Source organism: Sphingomonas sp. (genome assembly GCF_036731925.1).
Classification (GTDB): Bacteria; Pseudomonadota; Alphaproteobacteria; order Sphingomonadales; family Sphingomonadaceae; genus Sphingomonas.
In genome coordinates, this window is sequence record NZ_DAINDJ010000001.1 from 1,014,181 (window position 1) to 1,039,024 (window position 24,844).

General features: G+C 66.9%; 14 protein-coding genes and 1 tRNA gene. 4 read left to right on the forward strand and 11 right to left on the reverse strand.

The features are described from left to right. Positions 1–138: 138 nt before the first annotated feature. Together V7E00_RS05065 and V7E00_RS05070 are read left to right on the forward strand one after the other, a co-directional pair. Entirely contained in the window at positions 139–1,167 is a 1,029-nt protein-coding gene (locus V7E00_RS05065) for a LacI family DNA-binding transcriptional regulator (RefSeq protein ID WP_333571582.1), read from the forward strand. Beyond that, positions 1,164–2,660 (forward strand): MFS transporter, encoded by a 1,497-nt coding sequence (locus V7E00_RS05070; RefSeq protein WP_333571583.1) that lies wholly within the window; start codon positions 1,164–1,166, stop codon positions 2,658–2,660. Before V7E00_RS05065 ends, V7E00_RS05070 begins: the two co-directional genes overlap by 4 nt. A gap of 9 nt (positions 2,661–2,669) precedes the next feature. On the opposite strand, the gene V7E00_RS05075 is transcribed toward V7E00_RS05070, so the two are convergent. From V7E00_RS05075 to V7E00_RS05125, 11 genes are all read right to left on the reverse strand, one after another. Then, a tRNA-Thr gene (locus tag V7E00_RS05075) sits at positions 2,670–2,745 on the reverse strand. A gap of 140 nt (positions 2,746–2,885) precedes the next feature. Continuing rightward, positions 2,886–5,900, reverse strand: coding sequence for a TonB-dependent receptor domain-containing protein (locus V7E00_RS05080; RefSeq protein ID WP_333571584.1), 3,015 nt, complete (start codon positions 5,898–5,900; stop codon positions 2,886–2,888). Between the two features lie 70 nt (positions 5,901–5,970). Further along, complete coding sequence (locus V7E00_RS05085; RefSeq protein WP_333571585.1) at positions 5,971–6,105, reverse strand: hypothetical protein; 135 nt, start codon at positions 6,103–6,105, stop codon at positions 5,971–5,973. Positions 6,106–6,126: 21 nt separating this feature from the next. After that, positions 6,127–7,125, reverse strand: coding sequence for a N(4)-(beta-N-acetylglucosaminyl)-L-asparaginase (locus tag V7E00_RS05090; RefSeq protein ID WP_333571586.1), 999 nt, complete (start codon positions 7,123–7,125; stop codon positions 6,127–6,129). Positions 7,126–7,381: 256 nt separating this feature from the next. Then, the gene (locus V7E00_RS05095) at positions 7,382–9,298 is read right to left on the reverse strand and encodes an alpha-L-fucosidase (RefSeq protein ID WP_333571587.1); all 1,917 of its coding nucleotides are present in this window, start codon (positions 9,296–9,298) and stop codon (positions 7,382–7,384) included. Continuing rightward, the gene (locus V7E00_RS05100; protein WP_333571588.1) at positions 9,295–9,534 is read right to left on the reverse strand and encodes a hypothetical protein; all 240 of its coding nucleotides are present in this window, start codon (positions 9,532–9,534) and stop codon (positions 9,295–9,297) included. The genes V7E00_RS05095 and V7E00_RS05100 overlap by 4 nt, the downstream gene beginning before the upstream one ends. Then, complete coding sequence (locus tag V7E00_RS05105) at positions 9,534–11,855, reverse strand: GH92 family glycosyl hydrolase (protein WP_333572375.1); 2,322 nt, start codon at positions 11,853–11,855, stop codon at positions 9,534–9,536. The genes V7E00_RS05100 and V7E00_RS05105 overlap by 1 nt, the downstream gene beginning before the upstream one ends. Continuing rightward, positions 11,855–13,285: a glycoside hydrolase family 125 protein gene (locus V7E00_RS05110; protein WP_333571589.1), complete on the reverse strand. Its 1,431-nt coding sequence runs from the start codon at positions 13,283–13,285 to the stop codon at positions 11,855–11,857. Before V7E00_RS05110 ends, V7E00_RS05105 begins: the two co-directional genes overlap by 1 nt. After that, positions 13,282–15,843 (reverse strand): glycoside hydrolase family 3 C-terminal domain-containing protein, encoded by a 2,562-nt coding sequence (locus V7E00_RS05115; protein ID WP_333571590.1) that lies wholly within the window; start codon positions 15,841–15,843, stop codon positions 13,282–13,284. Before V7E00_RS05115 ends, V7E00_RS05110 begins: the two co-directional genes overlap by 4 nt. After that, positions 15,843–18,437, reverse strand: a complete 2,595-nt coding sequence (locus V7E00_RS05120) for a beta-mannosidase (RefSeq protein WP_333571591.1) — start codon at positions 18,435–18,437, stop codon at positions 15,843–15,845. The genes V7E00_RS05115 and V7E00_RS05120 overlap by 1 nt, the downstream gene beginning before the upstream one ends. A 113-nt stretch (positions 18,438–18,550) precedes the next feature. Next, positions 18,551–20,872: a beta-N-acetylhexosaminidase gene (locus V7E00_RS05125; RefSeq protein ID WP_333571592.1), complete on the reverse strand. Its 2,322-nt coding sequence runs from the start codon at positions 20,870–20,872 to the stop codon at positions 18,551–18,553. A 250-nt stretch (positions 20,873–21,122) separates the two neighbouring features. Here V7E00_RS05125 and V7E00_RS05130 point away from each other — a divergent pair, with 250 nt between their 5' ends. Further along, positions 21,123–21,860, forward strand: a complete 738-nt coding sequence (locus tag V7E00_RS05130; RefSeq protein WP_333571593.1) for a GntR family transcriptional regulator — start codon at positions 21,123–21,125, stop codon at positions 21,858–21,860. A gap of 38 nt (positions 21,861–21,898) precedes the next feature. After that, positions 21,899–24,784, forward strand: a complete 2,886-nt coding sequence (gene galA / locus V7E00_RS05135) for a beta-galactosidase GalA (protein ID WP_333571594.1) — start codon at positions 21,899–21,901, stop codon at positions 24,782–24,784. Positions 24,785–24,844 lie beyond the last annotated feature (60 nt).

The following is a 24,844-nucleotide window of genomic DNA, read 5'->3' on the forward strand; positions in this document are numbered from 1 at the left end:
GCTCACATACGTATTCAGGCCCGTCGAAGGCCCGCTATGGCCTTTTGGCACCACCGCCGCGATTGACGCGGTGCCCCGTCCGCGCCCATGCATAATATGCGATGCGGCGAAGACGGCCGTACGCGGGGAGGAAGCAGGATGGGCATGCAGCGCAAGCCTACATCGTTCGACATCGCGCAGCTTGCGGGGGTTTCGCAGCCGACGGTGTCGCGCGCCCTGCGCGGGGAGGCCGGTGTCAATCCAGCGACGCGGCTGCGTATCGAATCGATCGCCAAACAGTTGAACTACCGTGTCGACAAGGCGGCTTCCAATCTCCGTACGCGCCACTCACAGACGCTGGCGCTGCTGTTCTTCGAGGATCCCACGTCGGACGATTCACTGATCAATCCCTTCTTTCACTCGATGCTGGGCTCCATCATCCGTACGTGTGCAGAGCACAACCATGATCTGCTGATCAGCTTTCAGCAACTATCCAGCGATTGGCACACCGATTACGAGGATGCCCGCAAGGCAGACGGCCTCATCCTGCTTGGCTATGGCGATTTCGAGCTGTACCGCACGCGGCTGAAGGCGCTGCAAGATGCGGGCACGCACTTCGTACGCTGGGGATCGGTGCTGTCCGAGGGCGCCGGGCTGACGATCGGGTGCGACAATCGCGGCGGCGGCGGCGAAGCGACGCGGCACCTGCTCGGGCTTGGCCGAAAGCGGATTGCATTTCTGGGTACGGCCTCGAGCCATTATCCCGAGTTTCACGAGCGCTACCGCGGCCACGTCGCGGCGCTGGAGGCGGCGGGCTTCGCCGCCGATCCGAACCTGCAGATCGATGCGATCACCACGGAGGAATCCGGGGCGGCCGCGGCACAGGCGCTGCTCGACAGCGGCGCAGATTTCGACGCGATCCTCGCGGCGAGCGACCTGATCGCGATCGGCGCGATGCGGGCGCTCCAGGCGGCAGGCAAGCGCATTCCAGAGGATGTTTCGGTGATCGGTTTCGACGATATTCCGGCGGCCAGTTCGGCGAACCCGCCGCTGACCACCGTGATGCAGGATGCCCGCCTCGCGGGGCGTACGCTGGTGGAGACGCTGATAGGGCGGATCCGTGAGCGGCCGGTGGGTCCGGCGCTACTCTCCACCAAGCTGGTCGTGCGCAAGTCGTGCGGGGCATGAGCGTGGAGAAGCCGCGCCAGTCCTTCGCGGGCCTGTGGAACATCAGCTTCGGCTTTTTCGGCATCCAGATCGGCTTCGCGCTGCAGAACGCGAATATGAGCCGGATCTTCCAGTCGCTCGGTACGCGATTGGATGACCTGCCGGCCCTGTGGGTGGCGGCGCCGCTCACCGGCCTGCTGGTCCAGCCGATCATCGGGCATCTGAGCGACCGCACCTGGCTCGGGCGGCTCGGGCGGCGGCGGCCCTATTTCCTCGGCGGCGCGATCCTTGCGGCCCTTGCCCTGCTGCTGATGCCGGAGAGTCCGGCGCTGTGGTTCGCGGCAGGGCTGCTCTGGGTGCTGGATGCCTCGCTCAACATCTCGATGGAGCCGTTCCGCGCCTTTGTGGGCGACATGCTGCGCAAGGACCAGCACAGCGCCGGCTATGCGGTGCAGACCGCATTCATCGGCATGGGCGCGGTGCTGGGGTCGATCTTCCCCTGGGCGCTCGAGCATCTCGGCGTGTCGAACGCGGCGGTTGCGCACGGCGTGCCGGACACGGTGCGCTACGCCTTCTGGTTCGGTGGGGCGGCGCTGTTCTGCTCGGTTTTGTGGACGGTGCTCACCACGCGCGAATACAGCCCGGCGGAGATGGCCGTGTTCGAGGGCCCCGCAGCGGCAGAAGAAGGCGCGTCGGTGCAGCTGCTCGCGGCCCGCCACCCGGCGGTGGGCGTGCCCTGGATCGTCGCGGGCGGGCTGGTCGTGCTGGCGGTCGCGCGCTTCGGGCTGGAGAAGGAAGTGTATCTGCTCGGCGGGCTGCTCGCTGCCTATGGCCTGGCGCAGATCGTCGCGATCCTCCGGGCGCGGGCGGGCAGGGCGAGCATGCTCGGCCATATCGTCGGCGACTTCGCCGGCATGCCGTCGCTGATGAAGCGCCTTGCGGTCGCGCAGTTCTTCAGCTGGTCGGCGCTGTTCATCATGTGGATCAACACCACGCCGATCGTCGCCGGCGCCTTTTACGGCGCGCCCGATCCGAAGAGCGCGGGCTATCAGGAAGGCGCCAACTGGGTGGATGTGCTGTTCGCGACCTATAACGGCGTGGCGGCACTGGCGGCACTCACCCTGCTGCCGCTGCTTTCGGCGCGGTTCGGCAAGGCGCGGACGCATATCTTCGGGCTGCTCTGCGGGGCGGCCGGCTTTGCCAGCTTCTTCCTGGTGCATGATCCGGCCTGGCTGATCGCCAGCGAGATCGGCATCGGCATCGCCTGGGCGTCGATCCTTGCCATGCCCTACGCGATCCTCGCCTCCAGCCTGCCGCAGGCGAAGCTGGGCATCTATATGGGGCTGTTCAACGTCTTCGTGGTGGTGCCGCAGCTGCTGGTCGCCACCGTGATGGGTTCGATCATGAACCGCTTCTTCCCCGGCGAGCCGATCTGGACGATGGCATTCGCGGCGACCACGCTGCTCCTGGCGGCGGTGGCGATGCTGCGGGTGGCGACACTCTCGCGCGACTGATGAGGGGCGTGGTGCCGGTTGCAGGAATCGAACCCGCGACCTTCGGTTTACAAAACCGCTGCTCTACCAGCTGAGCTAAACCGGCGCTGATGCTGGAGCTGCATCTGAAAGCTTTGGCGCCCGCGGTCAAGCCGGAAGCGCCGGTGCGGAAGGTGGGTCGGCCTATAAAAGTCGTGCTCGCCCACACAGGTGGGCGAGCACGGATAGTTCAGTTTGCAGGGAAGATCAGAACTTGACGGTGGCACCCACCGCTACCTGGCGACCCAGCGAGTCATAGCGGGCCGACAGCGTGTTGTTGCGTGACAGGCCGTAGTTGTACGAGTTGGCAAGGATCGGCGGATCCTTATCCAGCAGGTTGTTGGCCGAGATGCGGAACGAATAGATCTCGTTCACGCGGAAATTCACCGCCAGGTCGAAGTAATTATACGGCGAGATGCGGTAGAAGGTCGTCCGCGCATTGGCGGCCGTTCCACCGAGCGCCGCATCACCCGAGTTGGTGGTGTTGGTCAGCGGGCCCAGGTAGCGCCAGTTCAGCGAGAGCTGGAACTTCTGGTCAGGCGTGGTGTAGGTCGTGCGCAGCGTGTGCGACCATTTCGGGATGAACTGGCTGCAATTGTCGCCGAAATAGCCTTCCGCACAGTTCTTCACCGGGAGGATCGGCGAGTCCTGGCCTCCAAGCAGCGTCGACAGCGAACCGTTGAAGTCGAAGTCCAGCTTGCCGATGCGGTCGCCTAGACGCAGCGCATACTGTGCCTGGAAGTCCCAGCCATGCGCCTTCGACTTGTAGTAGTTGGTCGTGCCCTGACGGATGAAGCCCGTCGAGGGGTTGGTGTTCGGGTTGCTGTACAGCGTGCCGTCCGCATTGCGCACGAACGCCTTGCAGAAGAAGTCGCTGGCAGTCTGGGCGCAACCTGCCGAGAAGTAGGAGTAATCGTTGTAGCCGATCGAGTTGTTGAGATCGATCAGGTAGCGATCCGCCGACAACGTCAGGCCCGGGATGAACCGCGGGCGCAGCACCACGCCGACCGTCTTGGTGTATGCCGTTTCCGGATCCACCGTGAAGCCGCCGCTGCGATAGGTGCAGCCGACGTCGGTCGGGCAGAGCAGCGTCGCGCTACCATACTGGTTGTCGGCAAGGCCGGTTGCACGGCACGCATCACGCGAGGCCTGCGGCGCGCCGTAGACCGGCACCTGCTGCCCGGTGCTCGGGTCGGTCGTCATGCGGACGAGCGTGGGGGCGCACGGGTCGCTATAGGCGGTGGTGATCCGGCCATAGCTGATGTTTGCACCCTGGCTGGCTTCCACCACGGTCGGCGCACGCTGGGCGCGGTTGACGGAGCCGCGGAAGGTGATGTCCCGCACCGGCGCCCAGACCAGTTCGGTCTTCCAGGTCGAGAAGGTCTTCGGGTTGGTGTTGTACTTGGAGAGGCGGAAGGCGCCGTTGAACTGCAGCGTCTCGGCGAACGGCTTGTGTTCCACCAGCGGCGCCTGGATCTCGGTCATGCCTTCCCAGACGTGCTGGCTGAGGCTGGAATCGGTGCCGCCATTGAAGCTGCGATATACCGGGTCAGCGTAGCTCTTGAACCTGTCTTCACGATATTCGGCGCTGAACGCGATCGCGACGCCCTGTTCGGCGAACGGGCTCTTGATGCCCATCTTGCCTAGGTCGCCCTGCACGGTCGCGACACCCTGGTACATCGTGTTGATCGTGGTGGTGGTGCCGTAGGTGCCCTGCGAGAGGTAATTGAACAGCGCCTGGTTGTTGGTTGCCGAAGCCGCGCTGAACGGATCGAAGGGCAGGCAGCCGTCCGCGGTGCCCGAGGCGCATGCCGCCGCGCCGTTGACGAGCACCGTGTCGAGCGACTTGTTCACGCGGCTGAAGTCGACGGCACCGGTGGTGAAATCCTGCCGGTTGCGAGCGTAGACACCGCCAACGTCGTAGCTCCAGCCGTCCGCGAAGTTGCCACGGACGCCGCTGCTGATGCGAAGGCCCTGGTTGATATAGGTGTCGTCCTGGTCCGGCACGCCCGAAAAGCGATAGCGCAGCTCGATCGGGACGGCAGTGGCGGTGCCGGCATTCGCGCCGCAGATCGCCTGCGACTGTGCAGCCGACATGAACGGGTTGTTGCACTTCACCGTGTAGGGCGTCGTGCCCAGGGCGGTGTAGCTCAACACCCGCGCCGGGTAGCCGTTGACCGACTTGTCGCGGAACCACATCGCATCGGTATAGAGCGTCGCTGCGTCGGAAATCTCGAACTGGGCGAAGCCGCCGGCATTCCAGCGCTGCGAATTGCGCTGGAAGGAATAGCCGTCATACGGATTGGCAGCCAGCGCGTCAGAATAGGGCAGGAAGTTACGGCTGCCATCGGGATTGTTCACATAGCCGCTGCCGTTATTCGGGCCGGAAAGCGGCGAGACATACCCCGTCTTGGTGTAGGTCGACGTGGTGCAGCCGAGCGGGCCGTCCTTCACCGACTGGATCAGCTGACAACCGGAGCTTTCGCGCGCCGAATAGGGCACGAGATCACCCTGGCGATAGTTCACATAGCCCTGCAGGCGCAGGCGATCGTCGAACAGCTTCTTGCCGACCGTGAGGTTCACGTCTGCGCGGCCGCCGTCAACGGCAAGCCCGCGCGCGGGCTGCGCGAAGTTGTAGTTGCGGGCAACCTCCGAGATCAGCCCGGGCGTGTTCTGGTGGACGTAGAAGTTGTAGTTACCGTCAAGACGGATGCCCGTGAAGTCGCGGTCCATCACGAAGTTGACGACGCCGGCGACCGCGTCCGAGCCGTAAACGGCCGAGGCGCCGCCAGTGAGAACGTCGATGCGCTTCACCAGCGCGGTCGGGATCATGCCCGTGTCCTGGCCGTTCATCGTGCCAAGGCGCTTGCCATCGACGAGCACCAGCGTGCGCTCGAAGCCGAGATTGCGCAGCTTGATGCGCTGGCGACCGTCGGAGTCCTGATAGTTCTGCTGGCTGTCCGGCGCGACCTGGGGGAGGCGGTTCAGCACGTCTTCGATGTTTACTGCGGCCTGGAGCTTGATCGCTTCCGAGGTGACCGAGGTAATCGGCGCGGCAGCGGCGATGTTGGGACGGCTGATCCGCGACCCGGTGACAACGATGGCGTCCCCGGCCGAGGCCGCGGCCTCGTCTGCGGGCGCCGCATCCTGTGCCATCGCGGGTGCCGCCATGAGCGCGGCGAAGCAGCTGGTGGTTACCAGCAACTTTTGAATGGTACGCATGTAATCCCCTTTACTTCACTGACAACTGGCGCATCGCTGGTGCGACACGCAAATATCGGGAGCGCCGATCCTAGGCGCTGAGCACGTTGACGATCGAGTGGGCCTTGCGCTTCGTCATGATCGAGCCCGCGATGTTCTTGCGGGTGCCAATGACGACAGTCGCCGCTGCGACAGCGGAATTCTGCAGTGGAACCTTGAACGTCATAGTCTTTTCACTCCCCAGAGATCAGTTGTGGCCCGCGCCTCGCAAGCTTTGCGCCGGCAGGACCTTCGTCGCGCCGGAGAGATCGGTAACCGCGTAGGTAAAGCCCGGCTGGAGCGCATAGGCGCCGACTTGGCCATCGCGATCGATTGCGAGGAACGCGACCTGCGCGTCCTTCACGGCATCTCCGCGCAGCTTGGCGATGTGCAGCACCGCCTCGCGGCATGCGGCCATCGGATCCATGCCGGCGCGCATCGAAGAGACGACGCGTGCCGAACCGGCGATCCGCGTCACTTCCTCGCCCACCCCGGTCGATGTCGCAGCACCGACCCCGGGCTCGACCATCAGCCCGCAGCCCGCCTGCGGTGAGTCCCCGACCCGCCCGCGAAGCTTGTATGCCATGCCGGACGTGGTGCAGGCGCCGGCCAGGCGACCATTGGCATCACAGGCGACGATACCAATGGTGTCGTGATCGAGCGACGAACCGCGCTGGTTCTCGATATTGGCAATAGGCTTGTACTTGGCGGTCTTCAGCCATTCGCGCCAGGCGGCTTCCGCCTCCGGCGTGAGCAGGCGCGTCTTCGGGAAGCCCTGTTCGATCGCGAACTGGCGCGCGCCTTCCCCCACCAGGAAGGTGTGCGGCGTCTTTTCCATGACGCGTCGCGCGACCGAGATAGGATGGAGAATGTCTTCGAGCGCGGCAACGGCGCCGACATTGCCGCGATCATCCATGATAATCGCGTCCAGCGTGACATGGCCGTCGCGGTCCGGATAGCCACCCAGACCTACCGAGTGGTTTTCGGCATCGGCTTCGGGCACCCAGCCGCCGGCCTCCACCGCATCGATCAGCGAGCCGGTCTTCTTCCACTGGGCGTAGGCAGCCGCGTTGGCGGCTGCGCCGAAATCCCAGGTGGAAACAATAAGCGCGCGGGGCGCTTCAGCGCGCGCCAGTGCCGAACCTGCGGGTAGCGCCGCTGCGCCCGCCAGCCCCAATCTCAAAGCTTCGCGTCGACCCATTCCCATCGATGCATCCCCCATACGGCGCCGTTGCGCCGCTGTCCCAGCTGAAGGCGGTGCGTCATGATTTCGTCACCGCTTAGAAGGGATGCTGTCATAGGTTCCATTGGTATACAATACCAAATTTGGAAAGTGGTTTTACATATGGCAGGTGCTGGTCTTACCGCCTCCACTTTTCCCGCCGTTGTTGCTCAAACGCAACGCGCCGGAGCTCGGCGGATGGCAGCCCCGGCGCGATCGAGTGTGCAGACGTTTGACGCGGTCACCGCGGCGCGGTGAAGCCGCCGATCTCGGCGATTGCAAGCCTTGGCTGCGGCAGCGCCGTCTCGGCGAAACGAAGACGCAGATACCGCGCGGCTCGCGCTTCCGAGAAGGCGATGCGCTGCGTCGACAAGGCATAGGCGATGTTGCCGAACTCGCCGGTTGCCGCGGGCGTCCACTGCGTGCCGTCGATGCTGGTCTCCGCCTGATAGCCCTTTGGGGGCGCGGCGTCGGTCATCACATGCCGCGAGGGCGTGAGGCTGAACCCGGCGAGCGCAGTTTCCGTGCCAAGGTCGATGGTCACTTCCACCGGGACGCCGGGCTTGGGAGCGGGCACCATCCAGATCGTTCCAGGATCGCGATCGATCAGCGCCTTCGCGCCCGGAGCGCCTGCCGCGATGATCGTCCAGGCGCGCGTGTCGATCACGGTCGGATCGGAGGAGACGATCGGCGCGACCGGGACCGGGGCCACCGCGCGGAACAGCGCGAACTCGGCAATTGCGGGGCAGGCGGGCGCTTCGAGGATGCGCAGCCGCACCCGGCGAGGCGCGATCGGCTGGGGCAGGCGAAGAATGCGCTGGGCGGAGATGCAGACCTTTTCGGCTAGCTGCTGCCACGCCCCGTCAATCTCGGCATCCACGGCGAAGCGAGTCACGCGCACGCCGAGCGGCAGATACTCGCGCAGGCGAATGACGTCGAAGGTGGTGCCAGGCTTCAGGTCCAGCGTGAGCGTGGGCGTGGTGGTGCCGTCGGGCGTGGACCAGTAGGTTTCGCGGTTGCCGTCTAGCACGCGGGCGGCCTCGAAGCCCCGGCCCCGCGTCGCGCTGGCATGGGCCACCGCGCCTTTTGCCAGATCCTGCGCGAAGGTGGCGCGGATCGCGTCGCCGAAGCTCTTGAGGATCTTCACGTCCTGATCGGCGATGCGGCCGCGCCGATCGGGCGGCAGGTTGAGGTTCAGATTGGTCCCACGACCGACCGATTCGTCGTACAGCCGCACCAGCCGCTCGGGGCTTTTCACCCGCGAATCCTCGTCGGCATGATAGAACCAGCCCGGGCGGATCGACACGTCGGTCTCCGCCGGCCACCACAGGGCGCCGCCGCGCACACCCGCATTGCCCTCGCTCTGGACATAGGGGTGGTTCGGCATGGTCGGCCAGCAGGGATCGCCGGCCACGCCGTCCTCATTGCCTACCCAGCGGATGTCTGCGCCCAGCGGATCGAAGGTGCAGGCATCGGGCTGGAGCTGGTGGACCAGCGCCACGATCGACGGCCAGTTGTAATAGGCCGGGGCATCGATCTTCCGCGTTTCGCGCGCGCCGCCATAATAGCCGTCGCCGCCGTTCGCACCGTCGAACCACACCTCGAACAGCTTGCCGTACCGGGTGCAGAGCTCGGTCAGCTGCGCGCGGTAATAAGCGATATAGCCCGGGCGGCCATAGTCGGCATGGTTGCGATCCCAGGGGGAGAGATAGACGCCGAACGGCAGGCCGGCGCGCGCGCAGGCGTCGGACATTTCGCGCACGATGTCGCCCTGGCCGTTCTTGTAGGGGCTGTTGCGGATGCAATGCTCGGTCAGCGTGGTCGGCCAAAGGCAGAAGCCGTCATGGTGCTTGCACACCAGGATCAGGCCCTTCAGCCCGCCCGCCTTGGCCGCGCCCACGATCTGGTCGGCATTGAAGTCGCTGGGGTTGAAGGTCTTGGGATCCTCGTCGCCATACCCCCATTCCTTGTCGGTGAAGGTGTTCATCGAGAAGTGGATAAAGGCATATTGCTCGCGCTGATGCCATTGCCACTGGCGCGGCGAGGGCGTGGCACCGAACGGCCTGGGGGCGGCGGGGCTGGCGGTGCGGGTCGCGTGGGCGAGCGCAGGCGTGGCGAGGCCGGCGGCGACGAGCGCGCGGCGGGAGAGGGTCGTCATTTGCGTTCTCCGGAGAGGGATTCGGGAATATGCCAGGTCTCGGCGACGTGATGGCCGCTGCCGCTGCCGCCCATGCCGGCGGGCCGCCTGTCAAAGTGCAGCGGCCGGGCGCCGGTGCGCAGATACCATCCTGCACCGCAGGCCAGCCCGCGCCTGCCGCGCGCGGCCGCCACCTCGCCGCCGGCGCCGGCGGCGCCGCAGGGCGTCGTCGTCAGGAGCGCGGCAGCAAGCAGCATCAGGCGGGCGCAGGTCCGTTGGAGGGCGGCCGGTCTGCGAGCGCCCGTCCGAAGGCGGGGTTCGGCTTAGCCGACATGGTGAAGCGCAGCGTGCCGCCCTTCACCAGATCGGCATGGGAGATCCAGCTCTTGCGCCACGGCTTGCCGTTCCAGGTGACCGCCGCGACATAGGGCGTGTCCGCGCGGTTGCCCGGTGCTTCGATCACCAGCCGCTTGCCGGGGCCCACCGTCACCTCGGCCCGCTCGAACAGCGGCGAGCCGAAGACATAGGCCGCCTCGACCGGATCGACCGGATAGAAGCCGAGCGCCGAGAAGACGAACCAGGCACTCATCTGGCCGCAATCGTCGTTGCCGATGATGCCGTCAGGATCGTTCCTGTACATCTCGGTGCACAGCCTGCGCACCATGGCCTGCGTCTTCCAGGGCACACCGGCATAGGCGTAGAGATACGCCGCGTGCTGGTCCGGCTCGTTGCCATGCGCATATTGGCCAACCAGCCCCGAAATGTCCGGCGGCGCATTGGCGGGCAGGGTGGATGGCGCGTTGAACAGCGCGTCCAGCTTCGCCTCAAACCGGGCGTCGCCGCCCATGTGCTGGATCAGCCCATAGACGTCGTGCTGGTTCAGGAAGGTCGCCTGCCAGCCATTCGCCTCGGTGTAATCGCGCCACCAGGGCTTGGGCATGTGGCCCAGCTGGATGGGGTCATAGGGCGTCCACCAGCTGCCGTCGGCGAAGCGGGGGCGCGCAAAGCCGATGCTGCCGTCGATCACGTTGCGCCAGCTGGCCGATCGCTTGCGCAGCCGCTCGGCATCGCCCTTCTCGCCGATCGCGGCGGCGATCCGCGCAGAGGCCCAGTCGTCATACGCATATTCCTGGGTGCGGCTGACGCTCTCGAACCACTTGTCCGCAGGCACATAGCCAAGACGGTCGTACAGATCGCGACCCTTGCTGTTGTCCTTGTCCGGCGCAGTGAAATCGAAGCTGCGGCGGCGGATCGCGGGCCAGGCGGCGGCATAGTCGGCGGGGATGCTCTTGGCCTGTGCCTCCGCGAGCGGCACCACGCCGTGCCAGCCGATCATCGTGCCCGTCTCCTTGCCCTGGAGCGGCCAGACGAGCGGGCCATAGGAAGACTGCGCCGTCTGGCGGATCAGATCGTCGATCAGCGACTTGGTGCGCGCGGGCGCGATCAGGGTGAGCAGCGGGTGGAGCGCCCGGTAGGTGTCCCACAGCGAGTAGCTGCTGTACGCCGCGCCGCCCTTGGGAACGGCGTGGATCTGCCCGTCCATGCCAAGGTAGCGGCCGTCAACGTCCGAGAACAGAGTCGGGGCGAGCTGGGCATGGTACAGCGCCGTGGTCAGGATGGTACGCTGGTCCGCCGTGCCGCCTTCGACGCGGACGGCTTCGATCGCGGGTTGCCACCGGGCGGTGGCTTCGCGGCGGGTGCGATCGAAGTCCCAATGTCGCGCTTCGGTGACAAGATTGGCGCGGGCCCCGGCGACATCGACGCCCGAAAGGCCGCAACGCACGATAATCGGCGCGTTTCCGGCATCCGCATAGTGCAGCACCGCCTTCAATCGCCGCCCGGTGACCTTGCGGCTGCCGGCGGGCTGTTCCACATCCTCATCACCGTAGAAGGTGATGCGATCCGGCTGCCGCGAGAGCTGGAGCGCGAAGAAGATCTTGCGGCCCTTCGCCCAGCGGAAAACTTGTCGCTGGCCGGTGATCGTGCCGTCCAGCGCAACTTCCATCACTGCGTCAGCGATCAGCGGCGGACTGTCCGAACTCTCCAGCACAAGGTGCGACAGGTCAAGCAGCAAATGGCCGGCGCCGGCGGGGAAAGTGTAGCGATGCCAACCGGTTCGCTCGGTGACGGTCAGCTCCGCCTGCACGCCGTTCGCCAGCGCGACGCGGTAATAGCCGGGCTCGGCATGCTCGTCCTGGTAACGCTGGCGATAGCCGGTTTCCGGCTTCTCCCGTGTACCCGGCTGCAGCATCACCTCGCCGCGCCCCGGGGCTACGAGCAAGTCGAGCATGTCGCCGATGCCCGTGCCCGACAGGTGCGTATGCGAGAAGCCGAGAATAGAGCCGTCGCTATGATAATAGCCCGAGCAGGTCTCCCAGCGTTCCACGCCGGTGTCGGGGCTCAGCTGCACCATCCCGAAAGGCAGCGTCGCCCCCGGATAGGTGTGCCCCGTTCCGCCGGTGCCGATGAACAGATTGGGTGCGGCGCGCTCAGCTGATTTTGCCATAGCGGTTCGCGCGCCGCCAGCAGCGGCAAGGCCGATGGCGCTGGTGGCGAGCAGGCGGCGACGGGAGAGGATCACAGCGTTTCCTGAAGAAGCTTGGGCTGGGCCGCAGCCAGGTGAAGGATCAGTTCGCCGAACAGGCCATTGGCCCAGGCAAACCAGTCGCGGGTGAATTTGGATGGATCGTTCTGGTCTACCGCCTCATGGATAAAGCCCGTGTTTGCATCGCTATTGCTAAGCATTCGCAGAATTTTGCGAAGCGTTCGCACGTCGCCGTCGTAGCTGAAACCGCGCATGATCAAGGACATGGGCCATACATGCCCAAGCCCGACATGGGGCCCACCGATGCCTTCCACCGCCGTCCCGCGGGACCAATAGGGGTTGGCCTCGCTCCAGGCGGCGGCGGCGGTGCGCTGCCACAAGGGATCGTCGCGCTCGACGCAGCGGAGATAGGCGAGGCTGGAGAGCGACGGCACATTGGCGTCGTCCATGAAGATGGCATTGCCGAATCCGTCGACTTCGAACGCGATCACCTCGCGCCCGTCGCGCAGCCGCATCGTGCCATAGGCGCGCAGTGCCGCGGCGACCTCTTCGGCGAGCGCCTTGGCGTCACTCGCCAGCGCCGTATCCTGCCGCGCCGCCACCGCGAGCACGGCCAGCTCGCGCAGCGTCGCGACCGTGAAGTAATTGGACGGAATCAGAAAGGGATAGACGCAAGCATCGTCCGAGGGACGAAAGCCCGAATGGATCAGCCCCACCGGGCGACTGGGCGGGCCATAGCCGTCGAGCATCAGCGTTTCGGTCGGCCGATCGCTGCTGCGCAGGAAGCGATAGGGCCCGGGGCCGTCCTTCCGCTGCTGCTCCCGGAAGGTCCGGATCGTCGTGCGTGCTGCCTCCGCCCATGTCGCGTCAAAGGGCGTGGTGTCGCCGGTGGCCTTCCAATAATCGTGCGCGAGGCGAATGGGATAGCAGAGGCTGTCGATCTCCCATTTCCGCTCGGCGACGCCCGGCTTCATCTCGGTCTTGTCGTGCAGCGCCCAGCTCAGCTCGGTGCGGGCGTTGGTATCGGCCAAGAAGGCGTTGGCGTAGGGATCCAGCAGGATGCACCGCGCCTGGCGGGCGATCAGACCCTGGTAGAGGCGGCGCAGATCGGCATCTTCCTTCGCCAGATGCAGATAGGGACGCACCTGCGCCGAACTGTCGCGCAGCCACAGCGCGTCGATGTCGCCGGTGATGACGAAGGCGTCGGGCTTGCCGTCCACCACGCCCATTTTCACGGTTGTGTCGAGCGTGTTCGGATAGCAGTTGCCGAACATCCAGCGCAGCTTGGGGTCGGCGATCTTGCTCGAAACGCGTGCGATTTCGCGTTCGACCGCCTTGCTGACGAAGCGGCGGTCGGCAGGCGCCGGGCGCTTGCTGACGAAACCGGCTTTGTCGGCGGAAGCAAAGGCGGGCGTGGCGGCGAGCGCGAGGCCCGAGCCGATGAGGGTACGACGGTCGATCATTTCGGCAGCACCTGTGCGTCTCCGTTCAGGGTGAATTCGGCCCACTGGCCGGCGCCGTCGCCGGGCTGGCCGCCGCCGATCCAGACGCGGTATGTGCCCGGCAGCACCCGGCGGGTGCCGTCGCGCGCGACGCTGCTGATGCTGCGCGGATCCAGCGTGAACGACAGGCTGGCCGATTTGCCCGGCGCCAGCGAAGCCCGCTGGAAGCCGGCGAGCTGGCGCTGGAGCACGGGCGTGGTGAACCCGCCTGGTTTGCCCGCGTCAGGTGTCACGACATAGACCTGCGCCACTTCCTCACCGCTGCGGTTGCCCGCATTGGTGAGCTTCGCGCTGACCAGCACCGGTTGGCCGATGCCGGCCGCCTTCACCGTCACGTCGCCATAGGCGAAGCGCGTGTAGCTCAAGCCATGGCCGAAGCCCCAGAGCGGCTTGCCGGTGAAGAAGCGATAGGTCCGCTCCTTCATGCCGTAATCGACAAAGGCGGGCAGATCGTCGACCGAGGCATAGAAGGTCAGCGGCAGGCGCCCCGAGGGATTGTTCTTGCCGGCCAGCGTCTCGGCGATGGCCGTGCCGCCTTCCTCGCCCGGATACCAGGCTTCGAGAATTGCGTCGGCGAGACCCGGGTCGACTGCGACCGCGCTGCCGCTGGTGAGGACGAGGACCAGCGGCTTGCCGGTCTTGCGCAGCGCCTTGAGCAGCTCGAGCTGCGGGCGCGGCAAGGCGATGTCCGTCCGGTCACCGCCCACGAACCCGGGTATCGAGACGCTGAGCGCCTCGCCCTCCAGATCGGGCGACAGGCCGAGCACGGCGACGATGGTATCGGCGCTCTTCGCGGCTTCTAGTGCCTGAGCGAGCATCGACTCGGCCGGCGGCTGCCACATCAGGCGCACGCCGCCATCTTCGCTGCGATGGTCGACCTCCATGCGGAAGGGCACGGGCCTTCCGTCGCTGGCGACCTTCACCGCTATGCGTGCCTTGCCGAGCGGACCGTCGTGGAGGAGCTTGCCGTCCACCCACAGCCGCACCGCGTCGTGCGTGGTGCAATCCATCCAGCAAGCGGGGATGTCGATCGCGAGCTCATACTCGCCGGCACCCGGGGCCACGAACTCGCCGCTCCAGCGCACCGCGAAGCCGGTGGGGTTCAGCCCCGGCACCGGCACGGCGCGGGTATAGTTGAAGTCGATCCGGCGATCCTGCCGGGTCGCGACCGGCGTGCCGGTCACCGTCGGCGAGGCGAAATATTCCGCCTTGAGGCCCGGCTTGCCCTCGGCGCGGAAGGCGGTTTCCGGCATGATCACCGCGCCGGCCTCGGCCAGCTGCGAGCCCTGCGCATACACCACCTTGTCGGCACCGAACTGGCGGCGGATGCCGTCGAGCGGGGTCACCGGATCCTTGGCGGTGCCGTGGTAATTGCCTTCCAGCACGCCGAGGTCATCGGCATTGGCGCCGATCACCGCGATACGGCCGCCGGGCGTGAGCGGCAGGCGGTCGCCGTCATTCTTGAGCAGCACGATCGCCTTGCGCGCGGCTTCCAGCGCCAGCGCGCGGCGGGCCGGGGTGCCGAGCTCGCTCGGCTTGATCTTGCTCCACGGATTGGCGCCGCCAAAGGCGATGCCGAGCGCGCGGCGAGCATCAAGCGCGCGCTTCAGCGCCACGTCGACTTCCGCCTCGCTGACCAGCCCGCGCTTCACCGCCTCGGGCAGTGCGGCATAGCTATTACCGCAGTTGAGATCGTTGCCGCCCTTGATCGCGACGGCGGCCGCTTCGGCGGCGTCGAGGCTGTAATGGTGGAAGCTGTGGATGTTGGCCACCGCGTCGCAGTCCGAGACGGTGAGGCCGGTAAAGCCCCAGTCCTTGCGCAGCTTGTCGTTGAGCAACCCGCCCGAGGCGCAGGCCGGGGTGCCGTGGATCGAGTTGTATGCGCACATCAGCGACTGCGCCTTCCCCTCGGTGATCGCGAGGCGGAAGGCGGGGGTATAAGTCGATTCCAGGTCCTGCGGGCTGGGATCGACGTCGAAGCCGTCGCGCCCGGCCTCGGGCCCGCTATGCACCGCGAAATGCTTGGGCGTGGCGATCACCTTGGGGTGCGCCGGGTCCGGCCCTTGCAGGCCCTGGATGAAGCCGATCGCCAGGTGCCCGGTGAGGAATGGGTCCTCGCCATAGGTTTCCTGGCCGCGGCCCCAGCGCGGATCGCGGAAGATGTTGATGTTGGGCGACCAGATCGTCAGCCCCTCGTAGATCTTGCGATCTGCAGTGACCGGCTTCGCGTTGAACTTGGCGCGCGCCTCGGTGGCGACGGTGTCGCCCACCTTGTGGAGCAGCGGCACGTCCCAGGTCGCGGCGAGGCCGATCGCCTGCGGGAACACCGTCGCATAGCCGTCGCGGGCGAGGCCGTGCAGGCCCTCGTTCCACCAGTCATAGGCGGGCAGGCCGATCACGGGATCGGCGGGCGCGGTGCTCTGCAGCTGCGCGGCCTTCTGCTCGATCGTCATCTTGGCGATGGCGGCGGCGACCGGATCGGGATCGCCGGCAAGGAGGAGCAGGGGGAGGAGGGGCATCAACGGGGTCCCAGCGTACGAAGGGTGAGGGCGCGGGCGAGCGCGGCGGCATTGGCCTCGGACGTGACGGTAAGCGTGCGGCTCTCGCCGGGCAGCAGGTCGAAGCCATTGTCGCTCGGCTGCGCGACGGTGGCGCCGAAATCGAGCATCACCGCACGGGCGAGTGCGCCGGCGGTGACCGTCACCTGCTTGCCCTGCCAGCGCACCGACAGGCGGGGGGCGGGGTAGGCCATGTCCTTGGGCAGCAACCGCTCCAGGATTGCGCGCGAGACCGGCTTGCCGTCGATCCACAGCTCGGCAACGGCGTAGCTGTCGGCGGGCGCGGCGGCGCCGAACAGCTCCGCATCGGCGATCTTGGCGAGCTCGAGCGCGCCCGGCGACAGGTCGAACTTCTCCGTCTTGGTGCCCAGCGGCTTGCCGTCCATGGTGAAGCCGCGCACCCGCCATTCGGCGGCAATCAGCTTGGCCGCGTCGGACACCGCGGCGAGGCGGGTGGCGCCGTCCTTGTGCTCGGCAACGATCGCCTGGGGCGCGAACATCCGGCGGGCCTCGTACTGGAGCAGCTTCCACTGGCCGTCATAATCGATGCTCGCCCAGCTGATCGCAGGCCAGGCATCGTTGAGCTGCCAGAAGAGCGAGCCCATCGTGATCGGCGCGCAGGCGCGGTGGTGGCGCGCCGCCATGCCGATCGCCTGCATCTGGTTCACCTGGGTGAGATAGACGAGATCGGCGAAGTCGGCGGGCTTGCGCAGCCGCTGGTCGAGATAGAGCTGGAGGCGGCTATTGCCTTCGCCCGCCAGGAACTTCTGGTGCGCCTTGAGCACCGGGCTGTCGATCGCGAGCGGGCCGCCCCCGGCAAAGCCGCGGATCGTCGACAGGTTCGGCATCGCCTGGAAGCCGTACTCGGACATGAACCGCGTGCAGCCGTCGAGATAGTTCTCGACCGGCTTGGACCCCGACCAGACGTCCCAGAAGTGGCGGTCGCCATTGGCGTCGGTATCCGTGGAGCCAGTGTAATCGGTGGACGGGGAGCCTGGCCAATAGGTGGTGCCGGGTGCTTCCTTCAGCACTGCGTTCCGCAGCGTGCGATCGAACAGCACCGCCATGCCGGCGCCGATCCGCTCCTGTTCGTCCGCGCCGACATTCTTCTTGAATGCCTTGCGATCGGACCAGTTTTCCCAGCCGGACAGGATCTCGTTGCCACCGTTCCAGCCGATGACCGACGGATGCGGCTGGAGCCGGGCGACCTGCTCCTCCGCTTCGATCCGCACATTCTCGCGGAACGCCGCATCGGGCGGGGTGATCGAGCCGCCGAACATGAAGTCCTGCCACACCATCAGGCCCAGCTCGTCGGCGGCAGCGTAGAAGGCGTCGTCGAGATAGTATCCGCCGCCCCAGACGCGGATCATGTTCATGTTGGTGTCGCGCGCGTCGGTGAGCATGCGGCGCATGCGGGCCTCGCTCACGTTGTTCGGGAACATGTCGAACGGGATCAGGTTCGCGCCCTTGGCGAAGATCGGCAGCCCGTTGACGCGGAAGCCGAAGCCGCCGCCCTGGGTAATCAGCTCGACGGTGCGCAGGCCGATACGCTGGGAAACGCGGTCGCTGATCGCGCCGTCTTCCTCCAGTACCGCCTCGACCTTGTAGAGCGGATGCGCGCCGTACCCCGCCGGCCACCAGAGCTGCGGCCTGGGCACGGTGAGCGGCACGCTGACGGCGTTCTCGCCCGCGCCAAGCGTGAGCGTGCGCGCCGCCTCCACGGTCTGCCCGTCGGGGCCGGTGATGCGGGTGCGGACGGTGACGGCGCGGGCGCGGTCCCCGAGCAGCTTCCACCGCGCCACGAGGCGGGCCTCGGCGGGGTTGAGCGCTTCCTGGTCGACACGGAAGCCGTCGATGCGGGCGTCGTCCCATGCCTCCAGCCGCACCGGCCGCCACAGGCCGATCTTGACGAGGCGCGGTGCCCAGTCCCAGCTGTAATCGTACTTGGGCTTGCGGATATAGGGCGAGGTCTGCTTGCCCTTGGGCTCGTCGCCGAACGCGGAGTCATATTCGCCGGGGAGCGGGAATTTCTCCGCCAGCACCATCGGCTGCAGTGTCCTGATCGGCGAGGCGATGGTGACGACCAGCTCGTTCGCGCCGGCCCTGAGCGCCTGCTTGGCGTCCACGCGCCAGCGGCGATGGGCGTTGTCGGTCTCGATCAGCTTGCGGCCGTTGAGCGTCACCGTGGCGAAGGTGTCGAGCCCGTCGAACACCAGGTCGAGATGGTCGCGCGCCAGCATTGCGGGCGTGACATTCAGCGTACGGCGGAACTGCCAGCGGGTGAGGCCGGCCCATTGGATCGGCGCCTCGTTGATGCCCCTGTAGGGATCGGGCACCCGCTTCGCCGCGATCAGGTCCTGCTGGACGCTGCCCGGCACCTTCGCGGGGAACCAGACCGCCTCCTTCGGATGTGCCCTGGCGGCGTCGGCGTCGCTGGGGTCGATCCGGACCTCCCAAGCGCCGTCGAGCGACACCGACTGGCGGGGATCGGCCCAGGCCGGAGTGGCAAGCGCCGCGAGCGAGACGAATGCCAGCCCACACGCCTTGGCCGTCATCCCCGCGAAGGCGGGGATCCATTGGTGGGAACGCCGCGGCGCTTGCTGCGAACGCACAGGTTGATGGATTCCCGCCTTCGCGGGAATGACGGCGGTAGAGGTGGAACCGCCGGTCACTTGCCGCCCTCCGTCAGCACGACGCGCTCCACCGTGTAGAACGGGTCACTAAGCGGTGAAGTGAACTGGAAGCACAGATCCTCGTCGCCGTTCAGCTTGGGCAGCGTGCCGGAGAAGCGGAACTGCTGCGGCGCCTTGGCGGGATCGGGCAGCGGGAAGGTGCCGACGACGATCGGCGTGATCGACTTGTCCTTGGCGGCGGCAATGCAGCGCGCGCTGACGATCAGCTCGCCATAGGTGCTGACATTGTAATGCGCCCGCACCTTGTTGAAATCATGCGCCAGGCCGTAGTTGCGCGGCAGGCGGGCAACCTCGACGGTGAAGCCGGTCGCCACGTCGAGCGGTGCTGCCGGATAGGCGGTGCAGGTGTCGAACAGATTGACGTTGAACACCGGCGCATTCTCCTGCGCTTCGGCATTCAGCGGCACGCGCAGGCCGAGTGCGCCCCTGGGGCACGCCACCATGTCCGAGCTGGTGCGGGTGAGCAGGGCGGTGCGGCTCGTCTCGAAGGCGCGCGGCGTCGCAGTGGCCGCTCCAGCGGCATCAAAGGCGGCTGCGGTGATGGTCGTGCCCGGCTTGAGCGTCAGCGGCGCCTTGTACACGGGCGACTTCGCAGTCGGCTGCTTGCCGTCGAGCGTGTAGCGGATCGTGCCGAAGCCGGTCTGGGTGGCAAGTGCCACCTTTGCCTGATTCGTCCGCAGCGCCTCGCCGCGGGTGCCTTGCAGCTTGTAGTCGACCGCGAAGGCGCTGTCGGCGACTTCCATGCCCGAACGGCGCCAGCGCGCCATCTGGGGCTGGAGGCGCGTGACGAACGAGGCGAAGTCGCGCTTCTCCTTGCCGGACCAGGTGATCTCCGCGATCGCTGCGGCGCGCGGGAACAGCATGTGCTGCACCTGGTACGGCGTGATCAGATATTCGCTCCAGGCATTGCCTTGTGCACCGAGCACATGGCTCGCCTTGGCTGCGTCGATGCCCGCGGGCATCGGCTCGTACTTGTAGACATCGGCAAGCGTCTGGATCGAAAGCCGGCCCGGCGGTTCGTCGCGGCGGTCGCTCTGCAGGCTGTCCAGGTATAGCGTGGGCGCGGGCGAGAGCACCACGTCATGACCGGCATTGGCCGCATCCACCGCGCCCTTCTCGCCGCGCCATGACATCACGGAGGCCGATTGCGGCAGGCCGCCTTCGAGGATCTCGTCCCAGCCGATCAGGCGGCGGCCATGCTGCTCGAGATAGGCGCCGAACTGCTCGATCATCCAGCTCTGCAGGCCGTTTTCGTCCTTCAGTCCAAGCGCCTTGATCTGCGCCTGCACCTCCGGCGAGCGCTCCCACTGGTCCTTCACTGCCTCGTCGCCGCCGAGGTGGATATAGGTGCCGGGGAACACCGTCATCAGCTCGTCGAGCACCTCCTTGACGAAGGCGATGCCCTTGGGGCCGGGATTGAACAGATAGGGGTTCACGCCCCAGTCGTGCGAGACTTCGGTGTGGTCGCCGAAGATGCCGAGCTCGGGGTAGGCGGCAACCAGCGCCTGGGCGTGACCGGGCAGGTCGATTTCCGGGACGATCGTCACGCCGCGCTCGGCCGCGTAGGCGACCAGCGCCTTCAGCTGTTCCTGCGTGTAGAAGCCGCCGACCTTGGGGCCCGGCGCGCCGCCGGTGCTCGGCGGGGTGCGCCAGCCGCCGACTTCGGTGAGCTTCGGGTAGCGCTTCACCTCGAAACGCCATCCCTGGTCATCGGTGAGGTGGAGGTGCAGCGTGTTCAGCTTCACCGATGCCATCTGGTCGACAACGCCGTAGACGAACTCGATCGGCTGGAAGTGGCGGGTGACGTCGAGCATCAGCCCGCGCCAACCGAAGCGGGGCGCGTCCTCCACATTCAGCGCCGGCAGCTTCACGGGCTTTCCGAAGTCGTGATCGGGGCTGAGCAGCTGGGCCAGCGTCGTTGCGCCGTACAGCAGGCCGCGGTCGCCAGAGGCGGCGATGCGCACGCCCTTGGCGTCGACGGTCATCCGATAGGCTTCGTCGCCCTTGATGCCCGCGTTGCGCTCGAAGCGGATCGCGCCGCTCGTGCCGGCGGCGCCGAGCGTCAGGCCCCGTTCGATTTTCACATGCGCCGCGAGCAGCTTGGCGGCGGCCGCCGCGGCCGTGTCGCCAGCGGGCACGGCGATGCCGGTGCCGCTCGCCACGGTGAAGCTGCCCTGGCCCAGCGTCACGCTCGCGGGGAGGGGGGTGAGCGGCGGCACGGTCTGGGCAATCGCCGTGGAGGACAGCAGCAACGCTGCCCAGCCGGAATGCCTTGCCTGCTTCAGAAACGCGTGCATCGGAAACTCCCCTCTCGTGCGGCCGCCGAACGGGGCCGGAGCAAGGGTGTAACCAATTTAGATCCTATCGGGCAACAGGCTTGCGCGCAGCGACATAGTTCTTTGCAATTAACCCCTTGACCAAGTCGCTTGAGGCTGTTGGTATCATCGTACCAATGTAGGTCCGTAGGCGAACGTTTGCGCATTACGGGGACCTGCGGTGGCGTCGCTGCTCCGGTTGGGCACCGGTGTCAGACAAGGGGGAGGACGAATGACGTTTTCGGATCAGATTGGCCGGTTCCGCGAAGGCAATCCGTCGCCGCTCTATCTGCAGTTGCAGCAGCTGATCCGCGAGGCGATCAGCGGCAAGATCTTGAGCCAGGGAGACGCGATCCCGCCGGAACGCGACCTTGCCGTCGAGTATGATGTGTCGCGCATCACCGTGCGCAAGGCGATCGGGGGGCTGGTCGAGGAAGGTCTGCTCACGCGCCGCCGGGGTGCCGGCACCTTCGTTGCCGAGCGCGTGGAAAAGAGCTTTTCCAAGCTTTCCTCGTTCAGCGAGGACATGGCCGCGCGCGGTCGCGCCGCCAGCAGCAGCTGGATCGCCCGCTCGGCCGGCCAGGTTACGCCGGAAGAGGCAATGGCGCTGGGCCTTTCGCCGGGCGCGGGGGTGCTGCGCTTCTCGCGCATCCGCTTCGCCGATGGCGAGCCGATGGCGCTCGAATTCTCCACCATCGCGGGATACTGCCTGCCTTCGGTCGATGCGGTGGGGGATTCGCTCTACACCGCACTGGAAGCCGCCGGAAATCGCCCGGTGCGCGCGCTCCAGCGGCTGCGCGCGGTGCCGTTCCTCGGCGAACACGCCAAGATGCTGGGCGTTGATCCCGGCCATGCCGGCCTGCTGATCGAACGCCGCGCCTTTCTTCGCGACGGCCGCCCGGCCGAAGTGACCCGCTCCTATTATCGGGGCGATGCCTATGATTTCGTGGCGGAGCTCAGCGACGTCTGAGCCTGCCGCTTTCCGTTTCGATTGTTGGAGATTGCCGCATGGATCGTCGCCAGTTGCTGCTCGGCAGCGCGGGGTTGGGGGTGCTTGCCTCGCTCGGATTGCCGGAAGCAGAGGCCGCCGCACGCGCGGGGGAAGGTGACGGCTTTCCGATGCCCGCGCCCAAGGCGGCGCTGATGCCGCGCCTGCCGGACGGCGATCCGACGCGTACGCGCATCGAACGCGGCTGGCGCTTCCACGAGGGCGATGTGCTGCCTGCGCCGCTCAAGGACCACGACGATACCTATGGCAGCGTGAAGGCCGGCAACGCTCGCGGCGCGGCCGCACGGGACTATGACGATAGCGACTGGGCGGAAGTGCGGCTGCCCCACGATTGGGCTTCGTTCCAGCCCTTCGAGAAGACGGCCAATGTCTCGCAGGGCTATCGCAAACGCGGCATCGGCTGGTATCGCCGCCGCCTGACGCTGGACCCCGCTGATCGCGGCAAGACGATCGAACTGCACCTGGACGGCGTCGCCACCAATGCGACGGTGTGGGTAAACGGCAGCGTCGTCGCGCATAGCTGGTCCGGCTATGCCAGCATCCTGATCGACATGACCCCCTTCGCGCGCTTCGGCGAGGAGGACAATGTCATCGCCATCCGCGTCGATGCAGAGGCGATGGAAGGCTGGTGGTACGAAGGCGCCGGCCTCTATCGCCACGCCTGGCTGGTCCGCCGCGGGCCGGTGTCGATCGTCACCGACGGCGTGCATTGCGACCCGCGCAAGACCGAAACGGGCTGGAACGTGCCGGTGACGGTGACGGCCGGCACTATCGAGCGCGCGCCGGTGGCAGTTGCGGCCGAGGCGGAACTGCTGGACCCGAGCGGCAAGCGCGTCGCGTTCGGCACCACCGCGGGCAGCGTGCCGGTGCTCGACCGCGCCGAGCTGGCGCTGACGCTGACCGTCGGCAGCCCGCAACTCTGGTCGGTCGAGACGCCAACGCTCTATACGGTCCACACCCGGCTGCTGCGGGACGGCAAGCTGGTCGACGAGCGCCGTACGCAGATCGGCTTCCGCACCGTCCGCTTCGATGCCGACAAGGGGCTGTTCGTCAACGAGAAGCCGGTGATGCTGAAAGGCGTGTGCATCCACCAGGACCATGCCGGCACGGGTGTTGCGCAATATGACGCGCTGCTCGGCTGGCGGCTCGAGCGGCTGAGGGCAATGGGGTGCAATGCGATCCGCATGTCGCACAACGCGCCCACCGCCGAGCTGCTCGACTGGTGCGACCGGATGGGCTTCCTCGTCATGGACGAGAACCGCCACTTCAACCCCGCGCCCGATTACCTGGCGCAGCTCAGCTGGATGGTGCGGCGTGACCGCAACCACCCCAGCGTGATCCTCTGGTCGGTGTTCAACGAAGAGCCGATGCAGGGCACCGAGGCCGGCGTGGAGATGGTCCGCCGCATGGAAGCCGCGGTGCGCAAGCTGGACGATAGCCGCCCGGTTACCTCGGCGATGAACGGGTCGTTTTACAACCCGTCCAACGTTTCCTCCGTCGTCGATGTGATGGGGTTCAACTATTATCAGGGCGAGTATGACAAGTGGCACGCCCTGAACCCCGGCCGGCCCAGCACCAGTTCCGAGGATACCAGCGCGTACGAGACCCGCGGCGCCTTTGCCAGCGATCCCGCCCGCCATGTCATCACCTCCTATGACGACGAGGCTGCGCCCTGGGGCAATACCCACCGCAAGGCCTGGCAGCTGATCGCCGCGCGCGAATTCATCGCCGGCGGGTTCGTGTGGACCGGCTTCGACTATCATGGCGAGCCGACGCCCTATGCATGGCCGACCATCGCCAGCTTCTTCGGCATCATGGACCTGTGCGGCTTCCCCAAGACCGCCTTCGGCATCCACAGCGCCGCCTGGATCGATGACGCGCCGGCGGTATGGCTCGCGCCGCACTGGACCTGGCCGGGCAAGGAGGGCCAGAATATCAAGGTGTTCGTCGCCTCCAACGCCGAGAGCGTGACGCTGCTGCTCAACGGCAAGGCGATCGGAACGCAGAAGGTCGATCGGCTGCAGGGCAATGAATGGCAGGTGCCCTATGCGCCCGGCCGGCTGGAGGCGCAGGCGCTGCGTGGCGGCAAGGTGGTCGCGCGCATGGTGCACGAGACCGCCGGCAAGCCGGTGGCGCTGCGGCTCACGCCCGCGCGCACCGTGATGGCGGGCGACGACGAGGACGTGCAGCCGATCACCATCGACGCGGTGGATGCGCAGGGCAGGCACGTGCCCACCGCCAATCTGATGACCAATTTCACGGTCGAAGGTGCGAGCATCCTCGGCGTCGGCAACGGCGATCCGAACAGCCATGAGCCGGAGAAGGGCAATGCCCGCTCGCTGTTCAACGGCCTCGCCCAGATCCTGGTGCAGGCGGCCACCGGCCGCGGCAAGATCACCGTGCGCGCGACGGGCGAGGGCCTCAAGCCGGCGCTGCTGACCATCGACCGCGCGGATATTGCGCCGCGCCCGCAGGTGGGCGTCACCCCGCCGCTGATGGTGCTGGGAGACTGGCGGCGCTCGGCGACCTTGGCGGACAAGCCCAAGCCGGGCCTGGTGCCGGATAACAACAGCTGGGCCTTCCTGCGCAGCGCCATGCCGACGCCGGCCGAACCGCAGCCCGGGTGGCGCGTCTACAACAACCGCCTGACGCCCTGGAAGCGGATCGCTGCGGAAGGCGGCATGCTGCGCTTCGCGAGCGTCGGCGGCAGGGCGGAACTGTGGGTGGACGGCAAGAAGCTCGCCGAGAAACCGGATCCGGCGCCCGCACCGCTCGAGGTCGCGTTCCCCGCCGGCATGGGGCAGCGCATGGTGGAACTGATCGTCCAGGCTCCGGCGGGCCAGGCATCGGGGCTGCTCGGCAAGGTTGCCCTCACGCCGCGATGAGGATGTCGGGGGAGGCACGTCTGGCTGTGCGGCCGGACGTGCCTTTGCGATCTTAACCAT